The sequence below is a fragment of the Micromonospora sp. NPDC050276 genome, from assembly GCF_044459545.1.
In the GTDB taxonomy this organism is placed as follows: domain Bacteria; phylum Actinomycetota; class Actinomycetes; order Mycobacteriales; family Micromonosporaceae; genus Micromonospora.
Genome location: NZ_JBITJA010000017.1, coordinates 49,550 through 71,123, shown reverse-complemented (window position 1 = coordinate 71,123; position 21,574 = coordinate 49,550). Strand labels below are relative to the sequence as shown.

The following is a 21,574-nucleotide window of genomic DNA, read 5'->3' as shown; positions in this document are numbered from 1 at the left end:
GCTCCGAGGGATCACCTGCGGCAGCACCATCACGATGCCCGTCGCGGCCACCGGGAGTGTGCAGCCCTCCGTCAAGGCGTGCCGTTGGATGCGGTTGCCCGTGCTTCCTCGAGCTGAGACAGCCGGCCAGGCTCAGGCAGGGAACGAAGCAACACCGGCAGGGTGCCAAACACGAGGGGTCGACCGCCCAGCTCGCTGATCCCGACCCAGGCAAGGTCGTCATGCTCCTCAGGTGCGCGGTTGGTGGGAGAGCCGACCCAGTCTCTGATGTGCCAGACGCCCACGTGGACGCCGTCCTCGCCACTGCCGGCACGCAGGTCGCCCAACCGTGACGAGGACTCCGCCACAATGTGAACCCCCAGTTCCTCGTGCATCTCACGCGCGAGGGCCTGTAGTTCCGACTCACCTGCTTCGACGTGCCCCCCGGGCAGATCCCAGAGATCCGGGTATGCCCGGCGGGCCGCGCTGCGGTGCACCAGCAGGACCGCCCCGTTCTCCACGAACGCGCCACAGACGACGATATGCATGGCGGAATTGGAGCACAGGGATAGGACAAACTCGCTTCAGCCAGAGGGCACGCGGACATCTGGCTCTACGCCACGCAGAGTGCCGTCGGCGCGGATGAGGCGGCGCAGGTCTCCCAACGCGGCGGTCCGATTGTCGGCGGATCAGCAGATCGGCGAGTTCGGCGGCGTCGGCCAGCGCCGGCACCGCGCCAGCGGGCACCGCGCGTAGCCGGCTGGCGGCTCCTGGATCGCGTCGGCGTCTGACAGCTGGCCGCCCCGGCGTCGTGATGGACGGGGTCACACCGCGCCGTCACGTGCGCCGTCGGCTAACGCCTATGACACCGGAATCGAGGCGATAGGGTGGCGCGGTGTTCTCCGGCGGCAAGCGTGACTCGATCCGGGAGCAGTTGCTCGCCTTAGCCGAAGGTGACCCCGCCGTCGTCGGGGCCGCCATCACCGGATCCCACGCTGTCGGCGACAGCGACCGGTGGTCGGACATCGACTTGATGTTTGGTATCGAAGGTTCGCTGGACTCAGCAATGCACCGCTGGACCGAACTGCTCTACCGTGACTTCGCCGCCGTTCACCACTGGGACTTGCCGTCCGGCTCGGCGGTGTATCGGGTGTTCCTGCTTCCCGGAATGCTCGAACTGGACATCGGTTTCACCCCGGCTGCGAAGTTCGGACCGCACGGTGCGCACTGGCGTACCGTCTTCGGGCATCCCGCGCTCGCGAGGGACGATCCGCCACCCTGTCGGCGGACCCTGGCCGGGTTGGGATGGCACCACGCCCTGCACGCGTGGATATGCATCCAACGCCACCGTTGGTGGCAGGCGGAGCAGTGGATCAGCGCCCTACGCGGCCAGGTCCTCGCCTTGGCCTGCTTGCGCCTCGGTCATCCCACCAGCTACGCGAAAGGCGCCCACCTGCTTCCCGCAGAGGTGACCGCATCGCTGAACACCACCCTGGTCCGTGCGCTCGAAGGAGCGGAGCTGACCCGCGCTCTCTCCGCAGCTACGGCTGCGCTGACCGCGGAACTCGCGCTCGCCGATGCGGCGCTTGCAGCCCGACTCGCCTCCGCCCTCAGTGACCTGCGCGTCGATAGCCCACCACCAGGCTCGAGTATTCCGCTCTGCTAACGGCTTTCGCTCACCGGCTACTTATAGACGTGGGACAGAGAGATCTGAGGTCGAAAGAATATCCGCTGGAGTCGACCGGTCAAGCTCTACACGAGAGCATCCCCCGGGGAGCACCCTCCCGCCAGGAACGAATCGATCGTGCAGCGGCACGGCGGCGACCTGCGCACTGCTCGGAGCCGCGTAAGATCTGGCCAGTGGGGTGGGAGGCACTCGGGCAGTGGGGTGAAGACGCTGCTCGCATCGAACCGCTTGCTGGCGGAATCGCCAACGACGTGTGGAGTGTGCGCGTCAACGGGCAGCTCGCGGTCGGTCGTCTCGGTGCCAGGAGCGACGCTGATCTGGCGTGGGAGACCGGGCTCCTTCAACACCTCGACCGTGCGGGTCTGACCGTGCCGCTGCCGATCCCGACCAGGGACGGCCGACTGTTCGCCGACGGTCTGGTGGTGATGACCTACATCGAGGGCGGACCGCCCGAGACGCAGGCCGACTGGCGGCGCGTAACCGGCATGCTCCGTGAGCTGCATCGGTTGACGCAGGGTTGGCCGCAGCGCCCAGGTTGGCGGTCGTCGACCGACCTCCTACACGCCGAGACCGGGACGAAGATCAACCTCGGAGCGATGCCCCCTGAGGGCGTCGCGCGATGCCGAGCAGCGTGGGCACGGCTCAGCGGACGTCAGACATGCGTCGTCCATGGCGATCCCAACCCTGGCAACGTCCGCCTGACCGCGAATCAGGTCGCGCTGATCGACTGGGACGAGTCGCACGTCGACGTCCCCGACCTCGACCTCGTGCTGCCCGACAACGCCGCCGGCCTCGACGCCGGCGCGTACGACATCGCCGCGCAAGCCTCAGCCGCATGGGAAGCCGCCGTCTGCTGGGACGACGAGTACGCGGTCAAGCGGCTCGCCGAGGTTCGAGCGGTCTGAGGCCGCGTTCGAGGAGTGCGGCTACTCGCGCTCGAGTGCGCGCATCCGCCGCAACCCGTGCTCGTGAAGGAACGATTCGTTGGGAGCGATACCAGGCGGGGCGGAAATAGACCCTTCCGATCGCTACACTCGCCGCAACGCCGGCACCGCCCGCAGACCCCAGCCTGCGCCCATCCCCATCGAATGGAGACGCCTGTGACCCGCGACAAGGCGGCGCCCCCCGGCATCGACCCCCGCATTCCCAGCGTGGCCCGGGTCTATGACTTCTTCCTGGGGGGCAAGGACAACTTCGAGGTCGACCGGCAGGTCGCCGAGCACGCCCTGCGGATCACACCGGACGGTCCGGCAGCCGGCCAGGCGAACCGGGCCTTTCTGCGTCGAGTGATTCGCTTCCTTGTCGCCGAGGCGGGCATCGACCAGTTCCTCGACATCGGGTCGGGGCTGCCCACCCAGGGCAACGTGCACGAGGTCGCCACCGAGCAGAACCCGAAGGCTCAGGTGGTGTATGTGGACAATGATCCGATCGTTCTGGCACACGGACGGGCCCTACTCGCCGCGGAGGGCACCGCGACCGTGATCCAGGCGGACGTTCGGGCACCACAGGAAATCCTCAACCACCCGGACGTACGTCGGTTCCTCGATTTCGACCGGCCGATTGGTCTGTTGCTCTTCGCGATCCTGCACCACCTTGGTGACGACGAGGACCCGCGAGCGGTGGCGGCGGAGTTGATCGACGCGCTGCCCTCCGGCAGCTACGTGGCGATATCGCACTTCCGCGACCCGGCCGAGCGGGACCCAGAGGGCTCCCGCAAGGCCCGCGAGGTCGAGCGGGTCTTCAACGAGTCGCTGGGCACCGGCCGCTGGCGCACCGACGAGGAGATCCTCTCGTTCGTCGATGGGCTGACGTTGCTGGAACCGGGCCTGGTGCCGCTGGCCGAGTGGCGTCCAGAGTCGGGTACGCCCGCTCCGAAGCAGACCGACACCTATCACACCTTTGTCGGGCTTCTCGCCCGCAAACCGTAGGAGGGTGTCGTCGCCGGAATGACGCTGCCTGACCTGGTGCCCATTGCGCGCGAACCGGGTTGCCGTACCGACCGGGTAGGGCGATACTCCGACGGACAGTTCTACGCGGCGGTACACGGCGCGCATCGCGACGACGACCATGAGTCGGATCCGGACCGGGAGCGGCTTCGCTGGTACGCCTACCTGCACCTGTTCGACGTCGACGGCCGCCACCGCCGGTCAGACATCTCCCTGGTGGCCATCGCTCCGTATCTACGAGGTGAGCTTGGTGACCAAGCCGAGGCCCGCTTGGTTGGCCTGCTCGATCAGTTACCCGGACGGCAGTATGGCGACATCGCCGTCCAGCTGTTTCGCGTGGTCCATGACGGTGTCACATTCGGCCTGATTGACGAGTCAGACGTTGAGCGAGGCGACTGGGTCGAGTTGTGCCCTGACCGCCTCGGGTTCACGGAACCGTGGGATGGGCTGTACAGCACCTGATAGATGGAACCCAAAAAGCCCTGACCAGCGTTCTCGCTGGTCAGGGCTTCCTTCTTTCGGGACGACACCGGCCTATTCGCCCGCTGCGATCCCGTTACCGGGCGTATGGCCTCTCGGAACGCACCCGCAGATCAGATAAGGACCGGACTGTCAATAAGCGAATCAAGATTGGATGAGGCCACAAGAAACCCGGAACGGCAAGGCATTGAGACTCCCATCTCTGTCGCCGGAGTTCCTGGCCGACGAGAGAAACGAACTCTATGCTTGCCGCCGAATGAACTGCGGCTCGTCCGCGCCGAGGAACACCAATCAAGGATTTGCGCATGCGCCCGAAGTCTGCTCTGAACAACGACACTGCTGGCGTCAGCGACGTAACACCGGACGGCGAACCGCCGACCTCTACCGCGGAGGGCGTCGCGCGCCGATCCGCGGTCGCCGAGGAACAGGCGTTTCTCGACATGGCCACGGCCCGGCGCGACAGGCTGGCCGATCACCTGCAGGCCGAGCTTTCGGCAGAGGCCCTGGACGCGTTGGAACGGGCCCGGCAGCGCCTGCTCCGCCAGCAGTACGAAGAGCTACGGCGAGCACGGGAAGGGCTGGTCTTCGGCCGCCTCGACGGTCTTGATGGCACCGTGCGACACGTAGGCCGTGTCGGTCTCCGCAACGATGACGAGGACGGTGAACCGCTACTGGTGGACTGGCGCGCTCCCGCAGCTCGGCCGTTCTACACCGCGACGGCTGTCGACCCACAAGGTCAGGCACGGCGCCGCCACATACGCACGACGGGATCGACCGTTGTGGGCGTGGACGACGAGCCACTGGACGGGACCATGACGGCGGAACTCGTCGGTGAAGGCGCTCTACTGGCCGCCCTCGACCAGCGGCGCACCGGTCGGATGTCGACGGCGATCTCCACGCTGCAACGCGAACAGGACGACATCATCCGGGCTGAGGCGACCGGCCCGCTGATCGTTCAGGGCGGTCCCGGCACGGGGAAGACCGTGGTTGCTCTGCACCGCGTCGCGTACCTGCTGTTCACTCACCGAAACATGGCCGACCAGGCGGTCCTGGTCCTCGGCCCCTCGCCGCGTTTCCTCCAGTACATCGCCCAGGTGCTGCCCGCACTCGGTGAGACCGCCGTCGTCTCGGCGACCTGCGACACCCTGCTGACCGGCGTCCAGGTGGGCCGCAGCGAGAGCAGACCGCTCGCCGAAATCAAGGGCCGCGCGCTCTGGCAGCCCACGCTCGAAAGCTACGTCGCGTCACTACTCCCCCGGCCGCGCGAGCTGAGGCTGCGCTGGGAGGGCGAGTTCTACGTCATCGCGGCCGCACCGGTGGCACAGGCGCTCGCCTCGGCGATACAGGGACGCCCGTACCACCGCGCCCGCGCGGCGTTCGCCGAGCAGTTGCACCACCTCCTTGCCGATGTCGTCGCCGAACAGCGCGAGGCGCTGATGGACGAGATGGAGGAGGGTTTCGAGGACATCCTCGCCCGCGTCGACAGGAGCATGGGGCATGATCACCACTCCACCCGGACGTCCACCGGCAGCGAGATCGACGGATTGCTCTCCGAGGAGGAGCTCGAGCACCTGCGTTGTCGGATCGCCGAGAACGCCATCATCGCCCGGTTCATCGAGGCATGGTGGCCAACCCTCGACCCCGAGACCCTGCTGGGTGATTTCCTGACCGACCGCACCCTGCTGGCCCGGTTCGCCCCGCAGCTGTCCCCCGAGGAGATCGCCGCGGTCTCGGCCGAGCCCGCCTCATGGGCATCAAGCGACATCCCTCTGCTCGACGCACTCGCCGACCTGCTCGGCGAGGTCGACGCCCCGCAGCCACAGGGCGAGTTCGTCGCCGACCGCGCTCGCCGGCAGCGCGGCTGGGTGTACGGCCACGTCGTCATCGACGAGGCGCAAGAGCTGTCCGAGATGCAGTGGCACATGGTCCTACGGCGCTGTCCCAGTCGATCCATCACCGCCGTCGGCGACATCGACCAGGCAGCGGCAGCGCACCGGCACACCAGCTGGGCGCAAGCGGTGCAGGCGGCTTTCGGAGACCGCTGGAGCGCCGCTGAGCTCACCATCTGCTACCGGACCCCGCGCGAGGTCATGGACCTCACCGAACCGGTCTTGAAGAAAGCGGGCAGCCACAACACGCCGCCGCGGGCGGTACGCTCCTCCGGCATCTCCCCCTGGGAGCTCACGATCACACCCGCCGACCTTGCCGACGCCGCCGTCCGCGCTGTGCGCCAGCTGCAGCAACGGTGGCATGGCGGCACCGTCGGCGTCATCGCCCCCGCCGACCGCATCGCCGAACTCCTCGCCGTGCTGAGCGATGTGCCAGTGCTCACCGCGACCCAGTCCAAGGGATTGGAATGGGACGCGACGCTACTCATCGACCCCCCAGGCATCGCCGCCGAGCCGCGCGGCTGGAACGGCCTCTACGTCGCGCTCACCCGATGCACCCAGGAGCTCGGACAGCTGATACTCACGCAGCAATCGCCACACCCATGACGGGAGCAGCGCCCGGCCGGTCCAGGCGACCGGCAGGTACTCCGGCCGTGAGCGTGCGGCCGGCGGCGTCCCCGACCGGGGGGAGCCGGGCGGAGGCGAGTACGCCAAGATTCCCACATGGACGCACCCGCACCGGCCGCTCACATCACCGTCCGGGATGCCGTCGCCGAGGACGTGCCGTTCCTTCGCGAGGTCCTGGCCGACACGTTCGGCAGCACCATGATGGCGGTGCCTCACGGGCACGGGCTCGCCCCCATGACCTGCCGTGACTCTGGCACGGTCGTCGCCTTGGCGATCAGTCGGCACATCGCCCGCAACGGCGATCAGTGACCTCGGTCCCGGCGAAGGAAGCACGACAGCAGTTGCCGGAACTCGTGCGGGTGCTCGATCGCCGGCACGTGTCCGCATCGGCCGAGCACGTGCAGACGGACATCGGCCAGGTGTTCGAGCAGGGGCTGGGCTGCCGTCTCGAGCGGGGTGACTCGGTCGTCTGCGCCGTGGACGAGCAGCACGGGCGCGCGGACCGCGGCCAGCGTCTGCGCCGAGAGGGTGAGCTCGTCGACCCATCGTGCCCTGGGTGGAGGGAACAGCGACGCGAACGCGGCCGCGCCCGCCCGCATCGCAGTTGCACGGGCTTCGACGGCCGAATCGGTTATGAGCGCTTGGTCGAGGACGAGGCGACTCAGCATGTCTCGGGCCCCGAGCGGGCCGGCGGGGGCGGCCCAGATCGCGTCGAGCTCGGCGGACAGCGGTGCCCCGGGGGCGCCCATCGTCGAGACCGCCACGACACGGGTGACCTGCTGGGGGCGCGCGGCCGCCAACGCCAGCGCCACGGCACCGCCCATGGAGTGACCCACCACGGCGTAGTGCTCGATACCGAGAGCATCCATCAGGCCCGCGGCCTGCTCCGTCCACAGCCGGAGCCCGCCCCTGGAGCCCGCCGGGACAGGTGTACCGCCGAACCCCGCCTGGTCCGGAGCCACCAGATGCCAGGACGTGCCCAGCGCCTGCGCCGTCGCTGCCCAGGCTCCGGACCCGGTCGTGCCGGGTCCGGAGCCGTGCAGCATCAGCACCGCGGGCCCGGTGCCGCTCTCCAGGACGTGTACGGGCGACCCGTCGACTGTGACGGTCCGAAGTGCCGTCACCGGGGCAGGCCAGGTGTGCTCATGCCGAGGCGGAGTTGACGGACTTCGAGAAGAGCTCCATCATCGCCCTGCCGAATTGCGGCATGTCGGGCCAGCCGCGGCAGGAGACGAGGTTGCCGTCCACGACGTCGGGAGCGTCGATGACCGTCGCGCCCGCGTTCTCCATGTCACCGGTGATGGGTGGGAAGCATGCCGTCTTTCGGCCCTTCAGCAGCCCGTACACCGCTGGTACCTGCGCGCCGTGGCACACCAGCGCGATGGGGAGGTTGCGCGCGAAGAAGTGCTCGGTGATGCGCCTGACGTCGGCGTCGACCCGGATCCACTCGGGGGCACGTCCCCCGGGGATGATGAGGGCGTCATAGCGCTCGACGTCTACCTCGGCCCAGGGCACGTCGACGGGCAGCTTCCGGCCGTTCTTCTCCACGTAGGCGTCGGAGTTGGGGTCGAACTCGTGGATGACCAGTTGCACGTCACGCATCGTCCGTGACGAGACGTCGACGTCCCAGCCGCCCTCCTGCACGCGATAGTAGGGATACATGGTGTCGAGTTCCTCGGCGGCGTCGCCGGTCAGGAGCAGCGCTCTGGGCACCTGCTTCTCCTCGCATCTGGGGGTGGTGGAGGTAGATCCAATCCGATCCGATCGAGTTAGCATTCCTCGGCCCTGCCCGCCCGTCAAGCCTCCACCGCCATTCCGTCCGCGTCCTTGACCTCGTCGAACAATCGCCGGAAACGCTCGCCGGACCGCAAGATGTGCCGACGCATCGCGTAGGCGGCGGCGTCGGGGTCACGCGCGGCGATCGCGGCGACGACGTCCTCGTGCTCGGCCATGGCCAAGTGCGTGACCTGGGTGTCGTGGTGAAGCCGGAAGAGGTGCACGTGGCTGTGCAGGCGGGCGAGTGCTTCACGAATGACCTGGTTCTCCGCGCTCAGGGCGACGAGATCGTGGAAAGCGGCGTCGCGTAGCCCGAAGGCGCCATAGGCCATGGGACCGTCGCCCCTCTCCAGCTCCGCCATCTCCGCCAGCATTCGCCGCAGAACGGCCACCTGCTCAGCGGATGCGCGTTCGGCGGATCTGCGCGCCGCCGCCGGCTCGAGGAGCAGGCGGACCTCGAGCATGTCCTCGAATCGTTGACGGGTTATTTGGGGGGGAATGCGATAGCCAGCATGGGGTACGCGCACGACCAGGCCCTCGGCCTCCATGCGGTTCAGAGCGTCTCGGATCGGCGTCTGCGAGACCCCCAACTCTCGCGCCAGGACGTCGATCGTGACCCGGGAGCCGGGCTCGATCCGTAGCGACATCAACTGGCCGAGCAGCGTGTCGTACACCTCGTCGGCAAGCCGGCCGGCAGTTCTTCCCGCCGGCATTCCGCCCGTCACGGCCCTACGGCCCCGCGTGATCATCGCTTCGTCGTCCATCGTGACGTGAGGTCCTTCCTTGCGTCTTCGGGAACCTGTTGACATCAGTCACAACGCTGCGACATGCTGACGCCCCAACTCGATCGTATAGGAAAAGTGACGGACGCCCGCCATCCTGCACCACCGCGGAACCGCCGGCCATCGCTCTACTTCGATCACCCGGAGCCGCGATGAGCATGCAGGAAGACCCCGTACATCGCGGCGTACCCGTGACGCCGGTCCGCGGGTCGGCCCCCGCGACAGCCCGGCGACACGCCTGAACAACCCAGCAACTGCTCGGCGAAGCACATAGCGAGGTTCTAGAAGTCCCCACCCAGAAAGCAGGCATAAAAATGCGCTATCCGAAGCAAATAGGAAGAACATCCGCTCCCGGACGAAAGGTGCGGCTGGCGACGGCGGCCATGCTGCTGGTGGCCACGGCCGTAACGGCTTGCGGCGATGGCAAGGACGACGGCGGGAAGGCGAGCGCCCCCAAGGCACCGGCGACCATCCCGGAGCTCACCAAGGATCCGCTGACTCTCAGCTTCATCTGGTTCGACTGGCCCCCGGCCCAAGCGCTGGAAGCCTTCGCGAACGCGGAGTACAAGAAGGAGCGGCCGAACGCGACCATCAAGGTCAACACCGTGCCGAACGCGAACTGGCACGACGCGATGTTCACCCAGTTCGCCGCGCGCAAGACCGACTTCGACATCGCGATCCTGGACTCGCAACACATCGGCGAGGCCGTGACGAACGGCAACATCCTCGACCTCACCGACTTCGTCAAGAACAACATCGACGTCACGGCCTACAACCCGTACCTCCTGGCGGCGTACGGCCAGTTCCCCCAGGCGGAGACCGGCAAGCGCGACGAGAACGCCAGCCTGTACGGACTGCCGCTGCTCGGCGACACCTGGACGATGATCTACCGCAAGGACCTGATCGGCGACAAGCCACCGCAGACCTGGGACCAGATGATCGCAGCCGCCGAGAAGTGCCAGGCGGACAACCCCGGCGTCAGCGGGCTGGCTTTCCACCAGGCCAACGGCTCCGACGCCGCAGCCGTCACCTACAACACGGTCAACGGCGTCTACGGCGGCAACCTCTGGGACCCCAAGAACCGCAAGATCGAGGGCGTTCTCAACGACGCTGCCGGCCAGGAGGCGATGGACGTCCTGGTCAACAAGATGAAGCCGCTGACTGCCAAGGGCTCCGGCAACTGGTTCATCGACGAGGTGAACGCGGCGGTCGCCCAGGGCAAGGCCTGCATCGCGTTCAACTGGATCGCCGCGAGCGGCGGCCTGCTCGATCCGAAGCAGTCGACGCTCGGCACCACGCGGGAGCAGATTCTCGACAAGTTGGGTTTTGCCACCCTGCCGAGCCAGAAGACGAACCTGGTCCCGCTCGGCGGTATGGGGATGCACGTGTCGGCCTACTCCTCCACGGCAAACCAGGCGGAGGCCCTGAACTTCATGAAGTGGTTCGAGCAGGCTGACATCCAGAAGAAGTGGGCCGCGGCCGGTGGCGTGCCATCGCGGACGGACGCCCTGGAGTCGCCCGAGTTCCTCAATGCCGGACCGTTCAACCAGGTGTACACCGACTCGGTTCCGCGGATGCGGGACATGTGGAACGTGCCCGAGTACGCGCGCCTCGTCGACATCGAGAACACCAACGTGAACGCGGCTCTCAACGGCGCGAAGAAGCCAAAGGATGCGCTCGACGACATCGCCAAGGAGCAGCAGAGCGTGCTCGACTCGAGCAACCGCAAGGGCGGCGGCGGACTGTGAGTGACGCCGTCCCTCTGACGACCGATCACCCCGGGCAGGTGGCGTCCGCGACGCCACCTGCACCGGGTCGGTCCCGCCGGTTGAGCGACCGCTGGCTCGCCGTGACCTTCATCTCCCCCGCGATGCTGCTGTTGCTCGCCATGTCGGTGTTCCCGTTGCTGTGGGCGTTGTACCTGTCTTTCACCGACTACTCGGCCACCCGCGGGGGGCCCGCCAACTTCATCGGGTTCGGGAACTACACCGCCATCCTGACGTCGGCGCAGGTCCACACGAGGGCCCTGACGACGTTGATCTACGTGGTCGGCGCGGTCGGCCTGCAGATCGTGCTCGGTTTCGGCATCGCCTACCTGATCTCACGACGCACGCACGGGCGAGGAGTGCTGACCACTCTGTTCCTCGTTCCGATGATGCTGTCGCCGGTCGTGGTCGGGCTGTTCTGGCGATTCATGCTCGACGCGCAGTTCGGCGTGGTCAACAGCATGCTCGGCTCGGTCGGTCTGGGGCAGGTGGAGTGGCTCACCCGGCAGCGAACAGCACTGCTCTCCCTGATCGTGGTCGACACCTGGCAATGGACGCCGTTCATCATGCTCATCGCGCTCGCGGGCCTCACCGCGGTTCCCAAGTATCTCTACGAGGCCGCCTCGATCGACCGGGCGTCCGAGTGGTTCAAGTTCCGCACCATCACTCTTCCGCTGGTCTGGCCACTGCTTCTCATTGCCGTGATGTTCCGGGCCATCGAGGCATTCCGGCTGTTCGACCTCGTCTACATCCTCACCAACGGAGGTCCGGGCGTCTCCACCGAGACGTTGTCGTTCCACATCTACAAGGTCGCGTTCCTCGGCTTCAACACCGGAACCGCCTCGGCGTACGGGATCCTCATGGTCCTCGTCGTCATCGTGCTCACGCAGTTCTACCTGCGCTACCTGAACAAGCTCAAGGAGGGCTGATGGCCGTCTCCGTCGACGAGGCCGTGTCCACAGGTCCTGCCCGGGATCACACGCCCCCCGTGCGCCGCCTTGGCGGCCGGGGCCGCTCCGTGCTGGAAATCGCGCTGCTGACCGTGCTGGCCGTCGTGATGCTCTTTCCGGTGCTGTGGATGATCGAGACGTCCATCAAGGAGAACCGGGACGTCTACGCCATCCCCGCCAAGTTCTTCGACTTCACGGTCACTCTGGACCACTACAAGGACGTGTTCGTCGCCCCCGCCGGCGGTCGCTCAGCCTTGTCCGTCTCGTTCCTCAACTCCGTGGTGGTCGCCGGTGTCTCCACGGTGCTGGCCACCGTGCTGGGGGTCCCGGCGGCCTGGGCCTACGCACGCTTCGGTGTGAAGGCCAAGAAGGACCAACTGTTCTTCATCCTGTCCACCCGCTTCATGCCGCCCGTGGTGGTCGTGATCCCGATCTTCCTCATGTACCGCCAGGTCGGGCTCATCGACAACAAGCTCGGCCTGATCCTCATCTACACCGCGTTCAACGTCCCGTTCACGATCTGGATGATGAAGGGGTTCGTCGACGAGGTGCCGGCGGAGTACGAGGATGCCGCCATGCTCGACGGCTACACCCGTTTGCAGGCGTTCTGGCGGCACACCCTGCCGCTGCTCGTGCCCGGCATCGCCGCAACGGCGGTCTTCGCACTCATCTTCTCGTGGAACGAGTTCGTGTTCGCCACCTTCCTCACCTCCAGCGACAGCGTGCGGACGGCCCCACCCGCCATCGCCGGCCTCATCGGCGGCACCACTACGGACTGGGGTCTCGTGGCCGCCGCCTCCGTGGTGTTCGCCCTACCGGTGCTCGTCTTCGCGTGGCTGGTGCGCAAGCACCTCATCGCCGGTGTGACGCTCGGGGCGGTGCGACGCTGATGGCGGGCATCGAGGTGAGCGCCCTGCACAAGCGCTACCCGGACGGGACGGTTGCAGTTGACCACGTGGACCTGTCCATCGGCCACGGCGAGCTGTTCGTGATGCTCGGCCCCTCGGGTTGCGGCAAGACGACCACGCTGCGGGCCATCGCCGGCCTGGAGCGGCAGACGACGGGCGACATCCGCATCGACGACACGCTGGTCAACGACCTGCCGCCGGCCGAGCGCGACATCGCCATGGTGTTCCAGTTCTACGCTCTCTACCCACACCTGCGAACCCGCGACAACCTGGCGTTCCCCCTGCGGGCCGAGGGACTGCCCAAGCAGGAGGTGCACGCGCGGGTCGACGAGGCCGCCCGGCTGATGCGGCTCGGTCCGCTCCTGGACCGGCGACCACGCCAGCTGTCCGGCGGGGAGCAGCAGCGTGTCGCGCTGGCTCGCGCCCTGGTGCGGCGACCGCGCGCATTCCTCATGGACGAACCTCTCACCAACCTGGACGCGGAACTGCGGGCGGACATGCGCACGGAGATCAAGCACCTGCAGGGAGAGCTGGGGGCGACGATGGTCTATGTCACCCACGACCAGGTCGAGGCGATGTCGCTCGGTCACCGGATCGCCATCCTCAACAAGGGCCGCGTGGAGCAGATCGGCACGCCGCTGGAGGTCTACGACCGTCCGGCGAGTCTCTTCTGCGCCGCGTTCATCGGCTCCCCGCCGATGAACCTGATCGAGGTGGAGGTGGCCGACGGGAAGCTGCACGGTCAGGGCGGACTGGTCCTCACGCCACCGCCGGGCCTGCCGCGCGACCGTTCCCTGGTCGCCGGCGTCCGGCCGGAGGCGCTGGAAGTCACCGCACCCGGGGCGGAGGGCTCGATCCCGGCCCGGGTGGTCTCGGTCGAGTGGCTGGGCGACGAGATCATCTACGTGGTCGACCACAGCGGCCAGCGTGACGTGCGGGTCCGGATGCCACCGACTGTTCGTTTCGCCGCTGACGCAAAGGTCGGGCTGCGGCACACCGGCGGGACCCCGGCGGTCTACGACGTGCGCACGGAAGAGCTGGTGGCCTGATGGGAACCGTGGCAGTACACGGACTGTGCAAGTCCTTCGGCAAGGTCCAGGCCCTGGACGGGGTGACGCTGGACGTGCCGGACGGCTCGTTCTTCGTCGTGCTCGGGCCCTCCGGTGCAGGCAAGACGACGACCCTGCGGGCGATCGCCGGCCTGGAGAAGCTTGACGCCGGGTCGGTGCATCTGGACGGGAGGGACGCGACCCGCGACGCCCCGGCCGCACGCGACCTGGCCATGGTCTTCCAGAGCTACGCCCTCTACCCGCGACACACGGTGTACGAGAACATCGCTTCGCCGCTGCGGGCACGCCGCTGTTCGTCGAGCGAGATCGCCGCTGCCGTCGAGCAGATGTCGAGCCTGCTGCACATCGAACGTCTGCTGCAGCGTCGTCCCGCGCAGTTGTCGGGCGGTGAGATGCAGCGTGTCGCCCTCGCCCGGGCGCTGGTCCGTCGCCCGCGCGCGTTTCTCATGGACGAGCCGCTGACGAACCTCGACCTCAAGCTCCGCGTCGAGATGCGCACCGAGCTCACCCGCATCCACCGGAGCCTCGGAGCGACCTTCGTCTACGTGACCAACGATCAGGTCGAGGCCCTGTCCATGGCCGACCAGGTCGCGGTCCTCAAGGAGGGCAAGGTGCAACAGGTCGGAACGCCGACCGAGGTGTACGAGCGGCCAGCCAACCAGTGGGTCGCGGGATTCGTCGGGAGCCCGCCGATCAGCCTGCTCGCCTGCCGCGCCGAGGGAGATCGTCTGGTCGGCGCGGACGGCTGGACGCTGCCGCGGCCCCGCTGGACCACGGCCGAGGACGGTCGCGCGCTCCTGCTGGGCCTGCGCGCGGAGGACCTGTCCGTCGAGCAGCGTGGGCACGCGTCGTTGTCGGGTGAGCTCTACGGGCTAGAGCCGCTCGGTGACCGAACGGTGGTCGACGTCAAAGTGGGGACGGAGATCCTGAAGGTCAAGGCACGACCCACCGTCACCGGTACGCCGGGCGAACGGCTGCTTGTCACGGTCGACCTGGACCGTGCGCACCTGTTCGATGCGGACACCGGGCTGTCGCTGTCCGAGGCCGGGCGGTAACCGCACCGGGCGGCGACGGCATCATGCGCCCGCACGTGGCACCCGATTTTCGGCGGACCGTCACCAGTGAGCACGGCCTGACGACGCGGAGACGGCCGTGGCCGGCGAGGACGGTGGTTTCGCGGGGCGTCGCCCTGCGGACCGGGCCAGGCCCACCTTCGACCCGCTCGGCAACCTCGCCCCTGACGAGGGCGGGTGACCCGTCCGTCTACGCGCACAGCGCGACCGCTGAGGCACGCCGGACCGCACCAAGAAGATCGCAGGAGGCGACGCAATGAGTGACCCGATGAACGTCCTGGCCCCGGAGCACCGGCGGCTCCGGATCGGCGACTCCTGGCGCGACGCCGCGAGCGGCGCCACCTTTGCCGTCGAGGACCCGGCCACCGGCAAGACCATCGCCGAGGTGGCGGACGCGGACGTCGTTGACGGGCTCGCCGCTCTGGACGTGGCGAGCAAGGCAATGGCGGAGTGGGCGGCGACGCCACCGCGGAAACGGTCAGAGTTGTTGACCGCGACGTACCGGGCACTGACCGAGCGATCCGAGGAGGTCGCCCGGCTGATCACGCTCGAGATGGGCAAGCCGCTCGCCGAGGCTCGGGGAGAGGTGGCCTACGGCGCCGAGTTCTTCCGCTGGTTCGCCGAGGAGGCGGTGCGCGTCGAGGGGCGCTACGGTACCGCTCCCGCAGGGGGATATCGCATCCTCACCGTGCCGAAGCCGGTCGGGCCGTGCGTCCTCGTGACGCCCTGGAACTTTCCGTTGGCCATGGGTGCCCGCAAGATCGCTCCTGCGCTGGCGGCGGGCTGCACGACGATCACCAAGCCAGCAGCCCAGACGCCACTCACCATGCTGTTCCTGGCCCGCATCATGGAGGAGGTCGGCGTTCCCCCGGGCGTCGTCAACGTGGTGACCACCAAGCGTGCCGGCAAGGTGGTCTCCGCCCTGCTAGCCGACAGTCGGACCCGCAAGCTCTCCTTCACCGGGTCGACCGAGGTCGGGCGCGTGCTGCTCCGGCAGGCTGCGGACAACGTGCTGCGCACCTCCATGGAGCTGGGCGGCAACGCGGCCTTGATCGTGTGTGCCGACGCCGACCTGGACGTCGCGCTCGACGGTGCCATGGTGGCCAAGATGCGCAACATCGGGGAGTCCTGCATCGCGGCCAACCGGATCTACGTCGAGGAGCCGGTGCGCGAGGAGTTCACGGCGCGTTTCGCCGAGCGGATGGGCGCCCTTTCGGTGGGCCATGGTCTCGACGCCGGCGTGGACGTCGGAGCGTTGATCGACGAGGCCTCGGTCACCAAGATCGACGAGCTCGTCACCGACGCGGTCGATCGCGGCGCCCGGGTCGTGGTGGGCGGCGAGCGTCCGGATGGGCCGGGCCACTTCTACCCGCCTACGGTCCTCGTCGACGTGCCCGACGATGCGCGGATGCTGAAGGCGGAGATCTTCGGCCCGGTGGCGCCGATCATCTCGTTCACGTCCGACGACGAGGTGCTGGCGAAGGCCAACGACACCGAGCACGGCCTGGTCGGATACATCTTCACCCGTGACCTCCAGCGGGCGCTCCGGTTCACCGAGGGGCTCGATACGGGGATGGTCGGCATCAACCGTGGCCTGATATCGGACCCGTCGGCGCCGTTCGGAGGCGTGAAACAGTCCGGGATCGGCAAAGAGGGGTCGCACGAGGGCATCCGCGAGTACCTCGACCTCACCTACGCGGCGATCGACCTACCGTGACTGGTCTGCCGCACCGGGCGCCCGCCCCGCACATCGCCGCCGACGTTCCGGAGAGGCACCGACATGCTTGAGACCGTCCGGGGACCACGCCAACTGATCGTGGGCGAAGGGGTCGCGCAGAACATCCCACGAGTGGTCGCCGAGAGTGGCTCGCGAGTCCTCATCGTGACCGACCAGGTTCTTCTCGGGCAGCCGGGCGTGGCCGAGATCGTGGCCGCCGTGCGGGAGAAGGTCGAGGTCGTCGAGGTGTTTTCCGACGTGACTCCAGACGTGCCACTCGCCGATGTCGCCCGGGCCGTCTCGGTCGCCGCCAGGGTGGACGCCGACGTGATCCTCGCCATCGGGGGTGGCACGGTGATCGACCTCGCCAAAATCGTCGGCGTCATCCGGCGTCACGGTGGGACGCCGCGCGACTTCTACGGCGAGTCGAAGGTGCCGGGGCCGACGATTCCTCTCGTCGCGGTCCCGACGACGTCAGGCACTGGCTCCGAGCTCACACCCGTTTCGGTGTTGACCGACCCGGACCGCGAGCTGAAGGTGGGGGTTTCCAGCGTCCACATCGTGCCCGACTTCGCCATCGTCGACCCCGAGCTCACGTACACCTGCCCGGCGACCGTCACCGCCCACTCCGGCATCGACGCGTTTTGTCACGCGGTGGAGAGCTACACCGCCCGACCCCGGGCCCACGGACCGCGCGACCCGGTGGAGCAGGTCTTCCTCGGCCGCAACCCGATCACCGACCACTACGCGCTCCTGGCCGCGGAGCGGATCGCCCGTAGCTTGCGGCGTGCTGTCCGGGACGGAGGCGACATGGACGCGCGCGCGGACATGTCCTACGGGTCCATGCTCGCCGGGCTCGCGTTTTCCCACGCGGGCACCGCGGCCCCGCACGCTCTCCAGTACCCCATCGGCGCAGCCACGCACACGCCGCACGGCCTGGGCGTCGGGCTGCTCCTGCCCTACGCGCTGGACGCGGCCAGGGATGCCATCAGCGACCGGTTGGCCATCCTCGCCGGGGTGTGCGGGCTGGACGTGACCGACGCCTCGGATGCCGAGGCCGCAGATATGTTCCTCACCTGGCTCGACGGGCTCCTTGCCGACATCGGCATCCCTCCCACCTTGGCGGACATCGGCGTGGCACGCGCCGACCTCCCCCGCTTCGCGGAGCTGGCCGGTGGCGTCACCCGATTGATCCAGAACCATCCGGGCCGGACCGACACCGCCAGCCTGACCGCGATCCTCGAAGCGGCCTGGACCGGGGACCGGACCCGACACGCCCTGACTCCGAGCAGAGACAGTGACCGGCCTTTCACCTGACGGCGAGCCCCGCCCCACGCTGGGCGGCACGCATCGCGCCCGACGTCGCAGCCCATGTGTTAGCAGCAGTCAACCCTTTTCGGGTCACTCATCCCCGACCAGGCGATAACGCTGGTCTGCGACGTCGGGTAGCCCGTCGGGCGCGATGCGTGGTGGTGAGCACGTCGGGCGCGCTGACCACGTCGTCAGCCTGCGCCCCATCTGCCGGGCAGCGCCGATCGCCGCGCCACCGCCTCCGCCGCGCCGGCGCGGCACAGCTTCAGCGGCTCACCAAGCATCGTGCGGGCAAGCAGACCACGCCCGACCTCGCCACCGTCGGCCGCCACAGACAACCGCGTGAAGGCCATGCGACCGAACCTCCCCCGTACGCACATCGGTGGAGCCGAATCGTCCCGTACGGCGTCACCGGCGGGGACCGGAGCTTTCACTTTGAAAGACCACGGCGCCATCGCCAACGAACATCCTGGATGGACCGAGGGCAGCCGACGGCGCCAGACGAACCGAGAGGTCACCGGTTCTTGATCCGTAACAGGCCCGAAACTACCGGTTGAAAAACCTGGAATCTTCTGCCAGCCTGAGAGCCATCGATAGGTGTGAACGCTCACATAGTCCACCCCCTGGAGGTGCCTCAGCCGACATCAGGCCCACCGGCCCGCCGGGTGACGACGTCCAACACCTGGGGAGCCGAACGCCCGCAACCGCGTCCCGGCGAGTGACCGGGCCGACTCATCGAAACACTCCATCCGCTGGTCAGGCGACCCGAGCGAACTCGCTCCCGGGCGGACGCCTGACCCGAGTCTCCGCCCGGCCGGGCGGGCTCACCATCGGGACCGCCGCCATCTGAGCGAGGTCTCCACCCGAACAGGACAGAGATTTCCTGCGCCACCACCGGAGGATCAGCATGAATTCCCGTACCCGTCCCGCCCGAAATAGACGACTATGGGCGGTCAGTGTTTCCGGAACGGTCGCGATAGTTGCGGCCCTCGTCGTGTCCCTGCTGCCCAATCTCGCCCAGGCCGCCGAAACGACCCTCGGTGCCGCTGCGGCCCAGTCTGGCCGGTACTTCGGTGCCGCCGTCGCCGCGAACAAGCTCGGCGACAGCGCCTACACGACGATCTTGAACCGGGAGTTCAACAGCGTCACTCCCGAGAACGAGATGAAGATCGACGCGACCGAGCCGCAGCAGAACAACTTCACCTTCAGCAACGCGGACCGGATCGTCAACCACGCCACCTCCCGGGGTTGGAAAGTCCGGGGCCACACCTTGGCCTGGCACTCGCAGCAGCCGGGCTGGATGCAGGGCATGGAGGGCACCGCGCTACGCAACGCGATGCTCAACCACGTCACTCGGGTGGCCACCTACTACCGCGGCAAGATCCACTCGTGGGACGTGGTGAACGAGGCGTTCGAGGACGGAAACAGCGGCGCACGTCGTAACTCAAACCTGCAACGTACCGGCAACGACTGGATCGAGGCGGCGTTCCGCGCCGCCGACGCGGCAGACCCGAACGCGAAGCTCTGCTACAACGACTACAACACGGACAACTGGACCTGGGCCAAGACCCAGGCCGTCTACAACATGGTGCGCGACTTCAAGTCTCGTGGCGTGCCGATCGACTGCGTCGGGTTCCAGTCCCACTTCAACGCCAACTCGCCGTACAACAGCAACTACCGCACGACGTTGTCCAGCTTCTCCGCCCTCGGGGTGGACGTGCAGATCACCGAGTTGGACATCGAGGGCTCCGGCACGACGCAGGCCAACACCTACCGCAACGTGGTCAACGACTGCCTGGCGGTGGCTCGCTGCAATGGGGTCACCGTGTGGGGGGTGCGGGACTGCGACTCGTGGCGGTCCAGTGGGACCCCGCTGCTCTTCGAGTGCAACGGCAACAAGAAGGCCGCCTACACGGCCACCCTGGAGGCGCTGAACAGCGCCGGCCCCACTCCGACACCCACCACGCCGGGTCCCACCCCCACCGTGCCACCGGGCTCCGCCAGCGAGATCGTCGGCACGCAATCCGGCCGGTGCATCGACGTGCCCAACGCCGCAACCACCAACGGCACCCGGGTCCAGCTCTACGACTGCAACAAACAAACCAACCAGGCCTGGACCTACACGTCGAACAAACAACTCCAGGTGTACGGCAACATGTGCCTCGACGCGGCGGGCACCGGCAACGGTGCGGCGGTCCAGATCTACAGCTGCCACAGCCAGACCAACCAACAGTGGAACGTCAACTCCAACGGCACCATCAGCGGTGTGCAGTCCGGACGGTGCCTGGACGTCTGGAGCACCGCCAACGGCGCCCAGGTCCAGCTCTACGACTGCCACGGACAGAGCAACCAGCAGTTCCGGCTCGCCTCCCTCGGCGGCCCCACCCAGACGCCCACGCCGACACCGACGACGCCGCCGCCGACCGGTGGCACGTGTGACCTTCCCTCCTCGTACCGGTGGTCGTCGACGGGCGCGCTCGCGCAGCCGAGGTCGGGGTGGGTGTCGCTGAAGGACTTCACCCACGCGCCGTACAACGGCCAGCAGCTGGTCTACGCGACGACGCACGACACGGGTACGACGTGGGGTTCGATGAACTTCGGTCTCTTCTCGAACTGGAACCAGATGGGTTCGGCGTCGCAGAATCAGATGCCGTTCGCGGCGGTGGCCCCGTCGTTGTTCTACTTCGCGCCGCGCAACCTCTGGGTGTTGGCCTATCAGTGGGGTGGGCCGGCCTTCTCGTACCGGACGTCGACCGATCCGACCAACGTGAACAGCTGGTCGTCGGCGCAGACGTTGTTCACCGGAAGCATCTCCAACTCCAGCACCGGCCCGATCGACCAGGCCATTATCGGCGACGACCAGAACATGTACCTGTTCTTCGCCGGGGACAACGGCAGGATCTACCGGGCCAGCATGCCCATCGGGAACTTCCCGGGCAGCTTCGGGTCGAACTACACGACGATCATGACGGACTCGACGAACAACCTGTTCGAAGGGGTTCAGGTCTACAAGCTCCAGGGCCAGAACAAGTACCTCATGCTCGTCGAGGCGATCGGCGCGAACGGGCGTTACTTCCGGTCGTTCACGGCCACCAGCCTGGGTGGTACGTGGACGCCGCAGGCCGCGTCCGAGAGCAACCCGTTCGCCGGCAAGGCCAACAGCGGCGCCACCTGGACCAACGACATCAGCCACGGTGAGCTGATCCGCAGCAACGCCGATCAGACCATGACTGTTGACGCCTGCAACCTGCGGCTGCTCTACCAAGGGCGCTCCCCCAGCTCGGGCGGCGACTACGGCCTGCTGCCGTACCGGCCGGGTCTGCTGACGCTGCAACGCTGACGATCGGATATCGCCGGGGCGGGGGGGGGCGGGGGGGGGGCGGGGGCCCCCCCCCCCCCCCCCCCCCCCCCCCCCCCGGGGGGCCCCGGGGGGGGGGGGGCCCCCCCCCCCCCCCCCCGCGGGGGGCCGCCGGGCGGGGGGGGGGGGCCCGGCGGGGGGGGGGGGGGGGGGGGTGGGGGGGGGGGGGTGGGGGTGGGGGGGTGGGGGGGGGGGGGGGGGGGGCGCGGCGGGGCCCCCCCCCCGCCCCTCCCTCCCCCACCCAGCACCAGGAGG

19 protein-coding genes are annotated in these 21,574 nt (G+C 68.1%); 14 read left to right on the top strand and 5 right to left on the bottom strand.

From position 1 onward, the window contains the following. Positions 1 to 71: 71 nt before the first annotated feature. Positions 72 to 527, bottom strand: a complete 456-nt coding sequence (locus tag ACIBF8_RS28020; protein WP_396786909.1) for an NUDIX domain-containing protein — start codon at positions 525 to 527, stop codon at positions 72 to 74. 347 nt (positions 528 to 874) lie between these two features. On the opposite strand from ACIBF8_RS28020, the gene ACIBF8_RS28015 reads away from it, so the two are divergent. From ACIBF8_RS28015 to ACIBF8_RS27990, 6 genes are all read left to right on the top strand, one after another. Beyond that, positions 875 to 1,645, top strand: a complete 771-nt coding sequence (locus ACIBF8_RS28015) for a hypothetical protein (protein ID WP_396786908.1) — start codon at positions 875 to 877, stop codon at positions 1,643 to 1,645. 29 nt (positions 1,646 to 1,674) lie between these two features. Beyond that, positions 1,675 to 2,571: a phosphotransferase enzyme family protein gene (locus ACIBF8_RS28010; protein ID WP_396786907.1), complete on the top strand. Its 897-nt coding sequence runs from the start codon at positions 1,675 to 1,677 to the stop codon at positions 2,569 to 2,571. Positions 2,572 to 2,766: 195 nt separating this feature from the next. Then, positions 2,767 to 3,594 carry an SAM-dependent methyltransferase gene (locus ACIBF8_RS28005; RefSeq protein ID WP_396786906.1) on the top strand — a complete coding sequence of 276 codons (828 nt, stop codon included), beginning with the start codon at positions 2,767 to 2,769 and terminating at the stop codon, positions 3,592 to 3,594. Positions 3,595 to 3,612: 18 nt separating this feature from the next. Further along, positions 3,613 to 4,074 (top strand): hypothetical protein, encoded by a 462-nt coding sequence (locus ACIBF8_RS28000; protein ID WP_396786905.1) that lies wholly within the window; start codon positions 3,613 to 3,615, stop codon positions 4,072 to 4,074. A gap of 323 nt (positions 4,075 to 4,397) precedes the next feature. Next, the gene (locus ACIBF8_RS27995) at positions 4,398 to 6,587 is read left to right on the top strand and encodes a HelD family protein (RefSeq protein WP_396786904.1); all 2,190 of its coding nucleotides are present in this window, start codon (positions 4,398 to 4,400) and stop codon (positions 6,585 to 6,587) included. Between the two features lie 117 nt (positions 6,588 to 6,704). Continuing rightward, positions 6,705 to 6,917: a hypothetical protein gene (locus tag ACIBF8_RS27990; RefSeq protein WP_396786903.1), complete on the top strand. Its 213-nt coding sequence runs from the start codon at positions 6,705 to 6,707 to the stop codon at positions 6,915 to 6,917. Here ACIBF8_RS27990 and ACIBF8_RS27985 read toward each other — a convergent pair. The 3 genes from ACIBF8_RS27985 to ACIBF8_RS27975 form a co-directional block, all read right to left on the bottom strand. Further along, positions 6,911 to 7,654: an alpha/beta fold hydrolase gene (locus ACIBF8_RS27985; RefSeq protein WP_396786958.1), complete on the bottom strand. Its 744-nt coding sequence runs from the start codon at positions 7,652 to 7,654 to the stop codon at positions 6,911 to 6,913. The genes ACIBF8_RS27990 and ACIBF8_RS27985 overlap by 7 nt on opposite strands. A gap of 97 nt (positions 7,655 to 7,751) precedes the next feature. Then, entirely contained in the window at positions 7,752 to 8,321 is a 570-nt protein-coding gene (locus tag ACIBF8_RS27980; protein ID WP_222952845.1) for a DJ-1/PfpI family protein, read from the bottom strand. Positions 8,322 to 8,404: 83 nt separating this feature from the next. Further along, on the bottom strand, positions 8,405 to 9,148 hold the full coding sequence (locus tag ACIBF8_RS27975) for a GntR family transcriptional regulator (protein ID WP_396786902.1): 744 nt from the start codon (positions 9,146 to 9,148) through the stop codon (positions 8,405 to 8,407). A gap of 380 nt (positions 9,149 to 9,528) precedes the next feature. Between ACIBF8_RS27975 and ACIBF8_RS27970 the strand changes: the two genes are divergently transcribed. The 7 genes from ACIBF8_RS27970 (at position 9,529) to ACIBF8_RS27940 (ending at position 17,967) form a co-directional block, all read left to right on the top strand. Then, positions 9,529 to 10,914, top strand: coding sequence for an extracellular solute-binding protein (locus tag ACIBF8_RS27970; protein ID WP_396786901.1), 1,386 nt, complete (start codon positions 9,529 to 9,531; stop codon positions 10,912 to 10,914). Between the two features lie 80 nt (positions 10,915 to 10,994). Then, on the top strand, positions 10,995 to 11,861 hold the full coding sequence (locus ACIBF8_RS27965) for a carbohydrate ABC transporter permease (protein WP_396786900.1): 867 nt from the start codon (positions 10,995 to 10,997) through the stop codon (positions 11,859 to 11,861). Then, on the top strand, positions 11,861 to 12,772 hold the full coding sequence (locus ACIBF8_RS27960; RefSeq protein WP_396786899.1) for a carbohydrate ABC transporter permease: 912 nt from the start codon (positions 11,861 to 11,863) through the stop codon (positions 12,770 to 12,772). The genes ACIBF8_RS27965 and ACIBF8_RS27960 overlap by 1 nt, the downstream gene beginning before the upstream one ends. Continuing rightward, on the top strand, positions 12,772 to 13,839 hold the full coding sequence (locus ACIBF8_RS27955; RefSeq protein WP_396786898.1) for an ABC transporter ATP-binding protein: 1,068 nt from the start codon (positions 12,772 to 12,774) through the stop codon (positions 13,837 to 13,839). Before ACIBF8_RS27960 ends, ACIBF8_RS27955 begins: the two co-directional genes overlap by 1 nt. Next, complete coding sequence (locus tag ACIBF8_RS27950) at positions 13,839 to 14,915, top strand: ABC transporter ATP-binding protein (protein ID WP_396786897.1); 1,077 nt, start codon at positions 13,839 to 13,841, stop codon at positions 14,913 to 14,915. The genes ACIBF8_RS27955 and ACIBF8_RS27950 overlap by 1 nt, the downstream gene beginning before the upstream one ends. A 274-nt stretch (positions 14,916 to 15,189) precedes the next feature. Further along, positions 15,190 to 16,650, top strand: coding sequence for an NAD-dependent succinate-semialdehyde dehydrogenase (locus ACIBF8_RS27945; RefSeq protein WP_396786896.1), 1,461 nt, complete (start codon positions 15,190 to 15,192; stop codon positions 16,648 to 16,650). A gap of 63 nt (positions 16,651 to 16,713) precedes the next feature. Next, positions 16,714 to 17,967 (top strand): iron-containing alcohol dehydrogenase, encoded by a 1,254-nt coding sequence (locus ACIBF8_RS27940; protein ID WP_396786895.1) that lies wholly within the window; start codon positions 16,714 to 16,716, stop codon positions 17,965 to 17,967. 185 nt (positions 17,968 to 18,152) lie between these two features. On the opposite strand, the gene ACIBF8_RS27935 is transcribed toward ACIBF8_RS27940, so the two are convergent. Then, entirely contained in the window at positions 18,153 to 18,314 is a 162-nt protein-coding gene (locus tag ACIBF8_RS27935; protein ID WP_396786894.1) for a hypothetical protein, read from the bottom strand. Between the two features lie 554 nt (positions 18,315 to 18,868). On the opposite strand from ACIBF8_RS27935, the gene ACIBF8_RS27930 reads away from it, so the two are divergent. Next, positions 18,869 to 21,301, top strand: a complete 2,433-nt coding sequence (locus tag ACIBF8_RS27930; RefSeq protein ID WP_396786893.1) for a non-reducing end alpha-L-arabinofuranosidase family hydrolase — start codon at positions 18,869 to 18,871, stop codon at positions 21,299 to 21,301. The last annotated feature ends 273 nt before the right edge of the window (positions 21,302 to 21,574 follow it).

Excerpts from the sequence above, each read along its gene's own strand:
- ACIBF8_RS27955 (WP_396786898.1), top strand. The coding sequence starts at position 12,772 with ATGGCGGGCATCGAGGTGAGCGCCCTGCACAAGCGCTACCCGGACGGG.
- ACIBF8_RS27950 (WP_396786897.1), top strand. The coding sequence starts at position 13,839 with ATGGGAACCGTGGCAGTACACGGACTGTGCAAGTCCTTCGGCAAGGTC.
- ACIBF8_RS28000 (WP_396786905.1), top strand. The coding sequence starts at position 3,613 with ATGACGCTGCCTGACCTGGTGCCCATTGCGCGCGAACCGGGTTGCCGT.
- ACIBF8_RS27960 (WP_396786899.1), top strand. The coding sequence starts at position 11,861 with ATGGCCGTCTCCGTCGACGAGGCCGTGTCCACAGGTCCTGCCCGGGAT.
- ACIBF8_RS28020 (WP_396786909.1), bottom strand. The coding sequence starts at position 527 with ATGCATATCGTCGTCTGTGGCGCGTTCGTGGAGAACGGGGCGGTCCTG.
- ACIBF8_RS27995 (WP_396786904.1), top strand. The coding sequence starts at position 4,398 with ATGCGCCCGAAGTCTGCTCTGAACAACGACACTGCTGGCGTCAGCGAC.
- ACIBF8_RS27985 (WP_396786958.1), bottom strand. The coding sequence starts at position 7,654 with ATGCTGCACGGCTCCGGACCCGGCACGACCGGGTCCGGAGCCTGGGCA.
- ACIBF8_RS27935 (WP_396786894.1), bottom strand. The coding sequence starts at position 18,314 with ATGGCCTTCACGCGGTTGTCTGTGGCGGCCGACGGTGGCGAGGTCGGG.
- ACIBF8_RS27990 (WP_396786903.1), top strand. The coding sequence starts at position 6,705 with ATGGACGCACCCGCACCGGCCGCTCACATCACCGTCCGGGATGCCGTC.
- ACIBF8_RS27940 (WP_396786895.1), top strand. The coding sequence starts at position 16,714 with ATGCTTGAGACCGTCCGGGGACCACGCCAACTGATCGTGGGCGAAGGG.
- ACIBF8_RS27945 (WP_396786896.1), top strand. The coding sequence starts at position 15,190 with ATGAGTGACCCGATGAACGTCCTGGCCCCGGAGCACCGGCGGCTCCGG.
- ACIBF8_RS27975 (WP_396786902.1), bottom strand. The coding sequence starts at position 9,148 with ATGGACGACGAAGCGATGATCACGCGGGGCCGTAGGGCCGTGACGGGC.
- ACIBF8_RS27930 (WP_396786893.1), top strand. The coding sequence starts at position 18,869 with ATGAATTCCCGTACCCGTCCCGCCCGAAATAGACGACTATGGGCGGTC.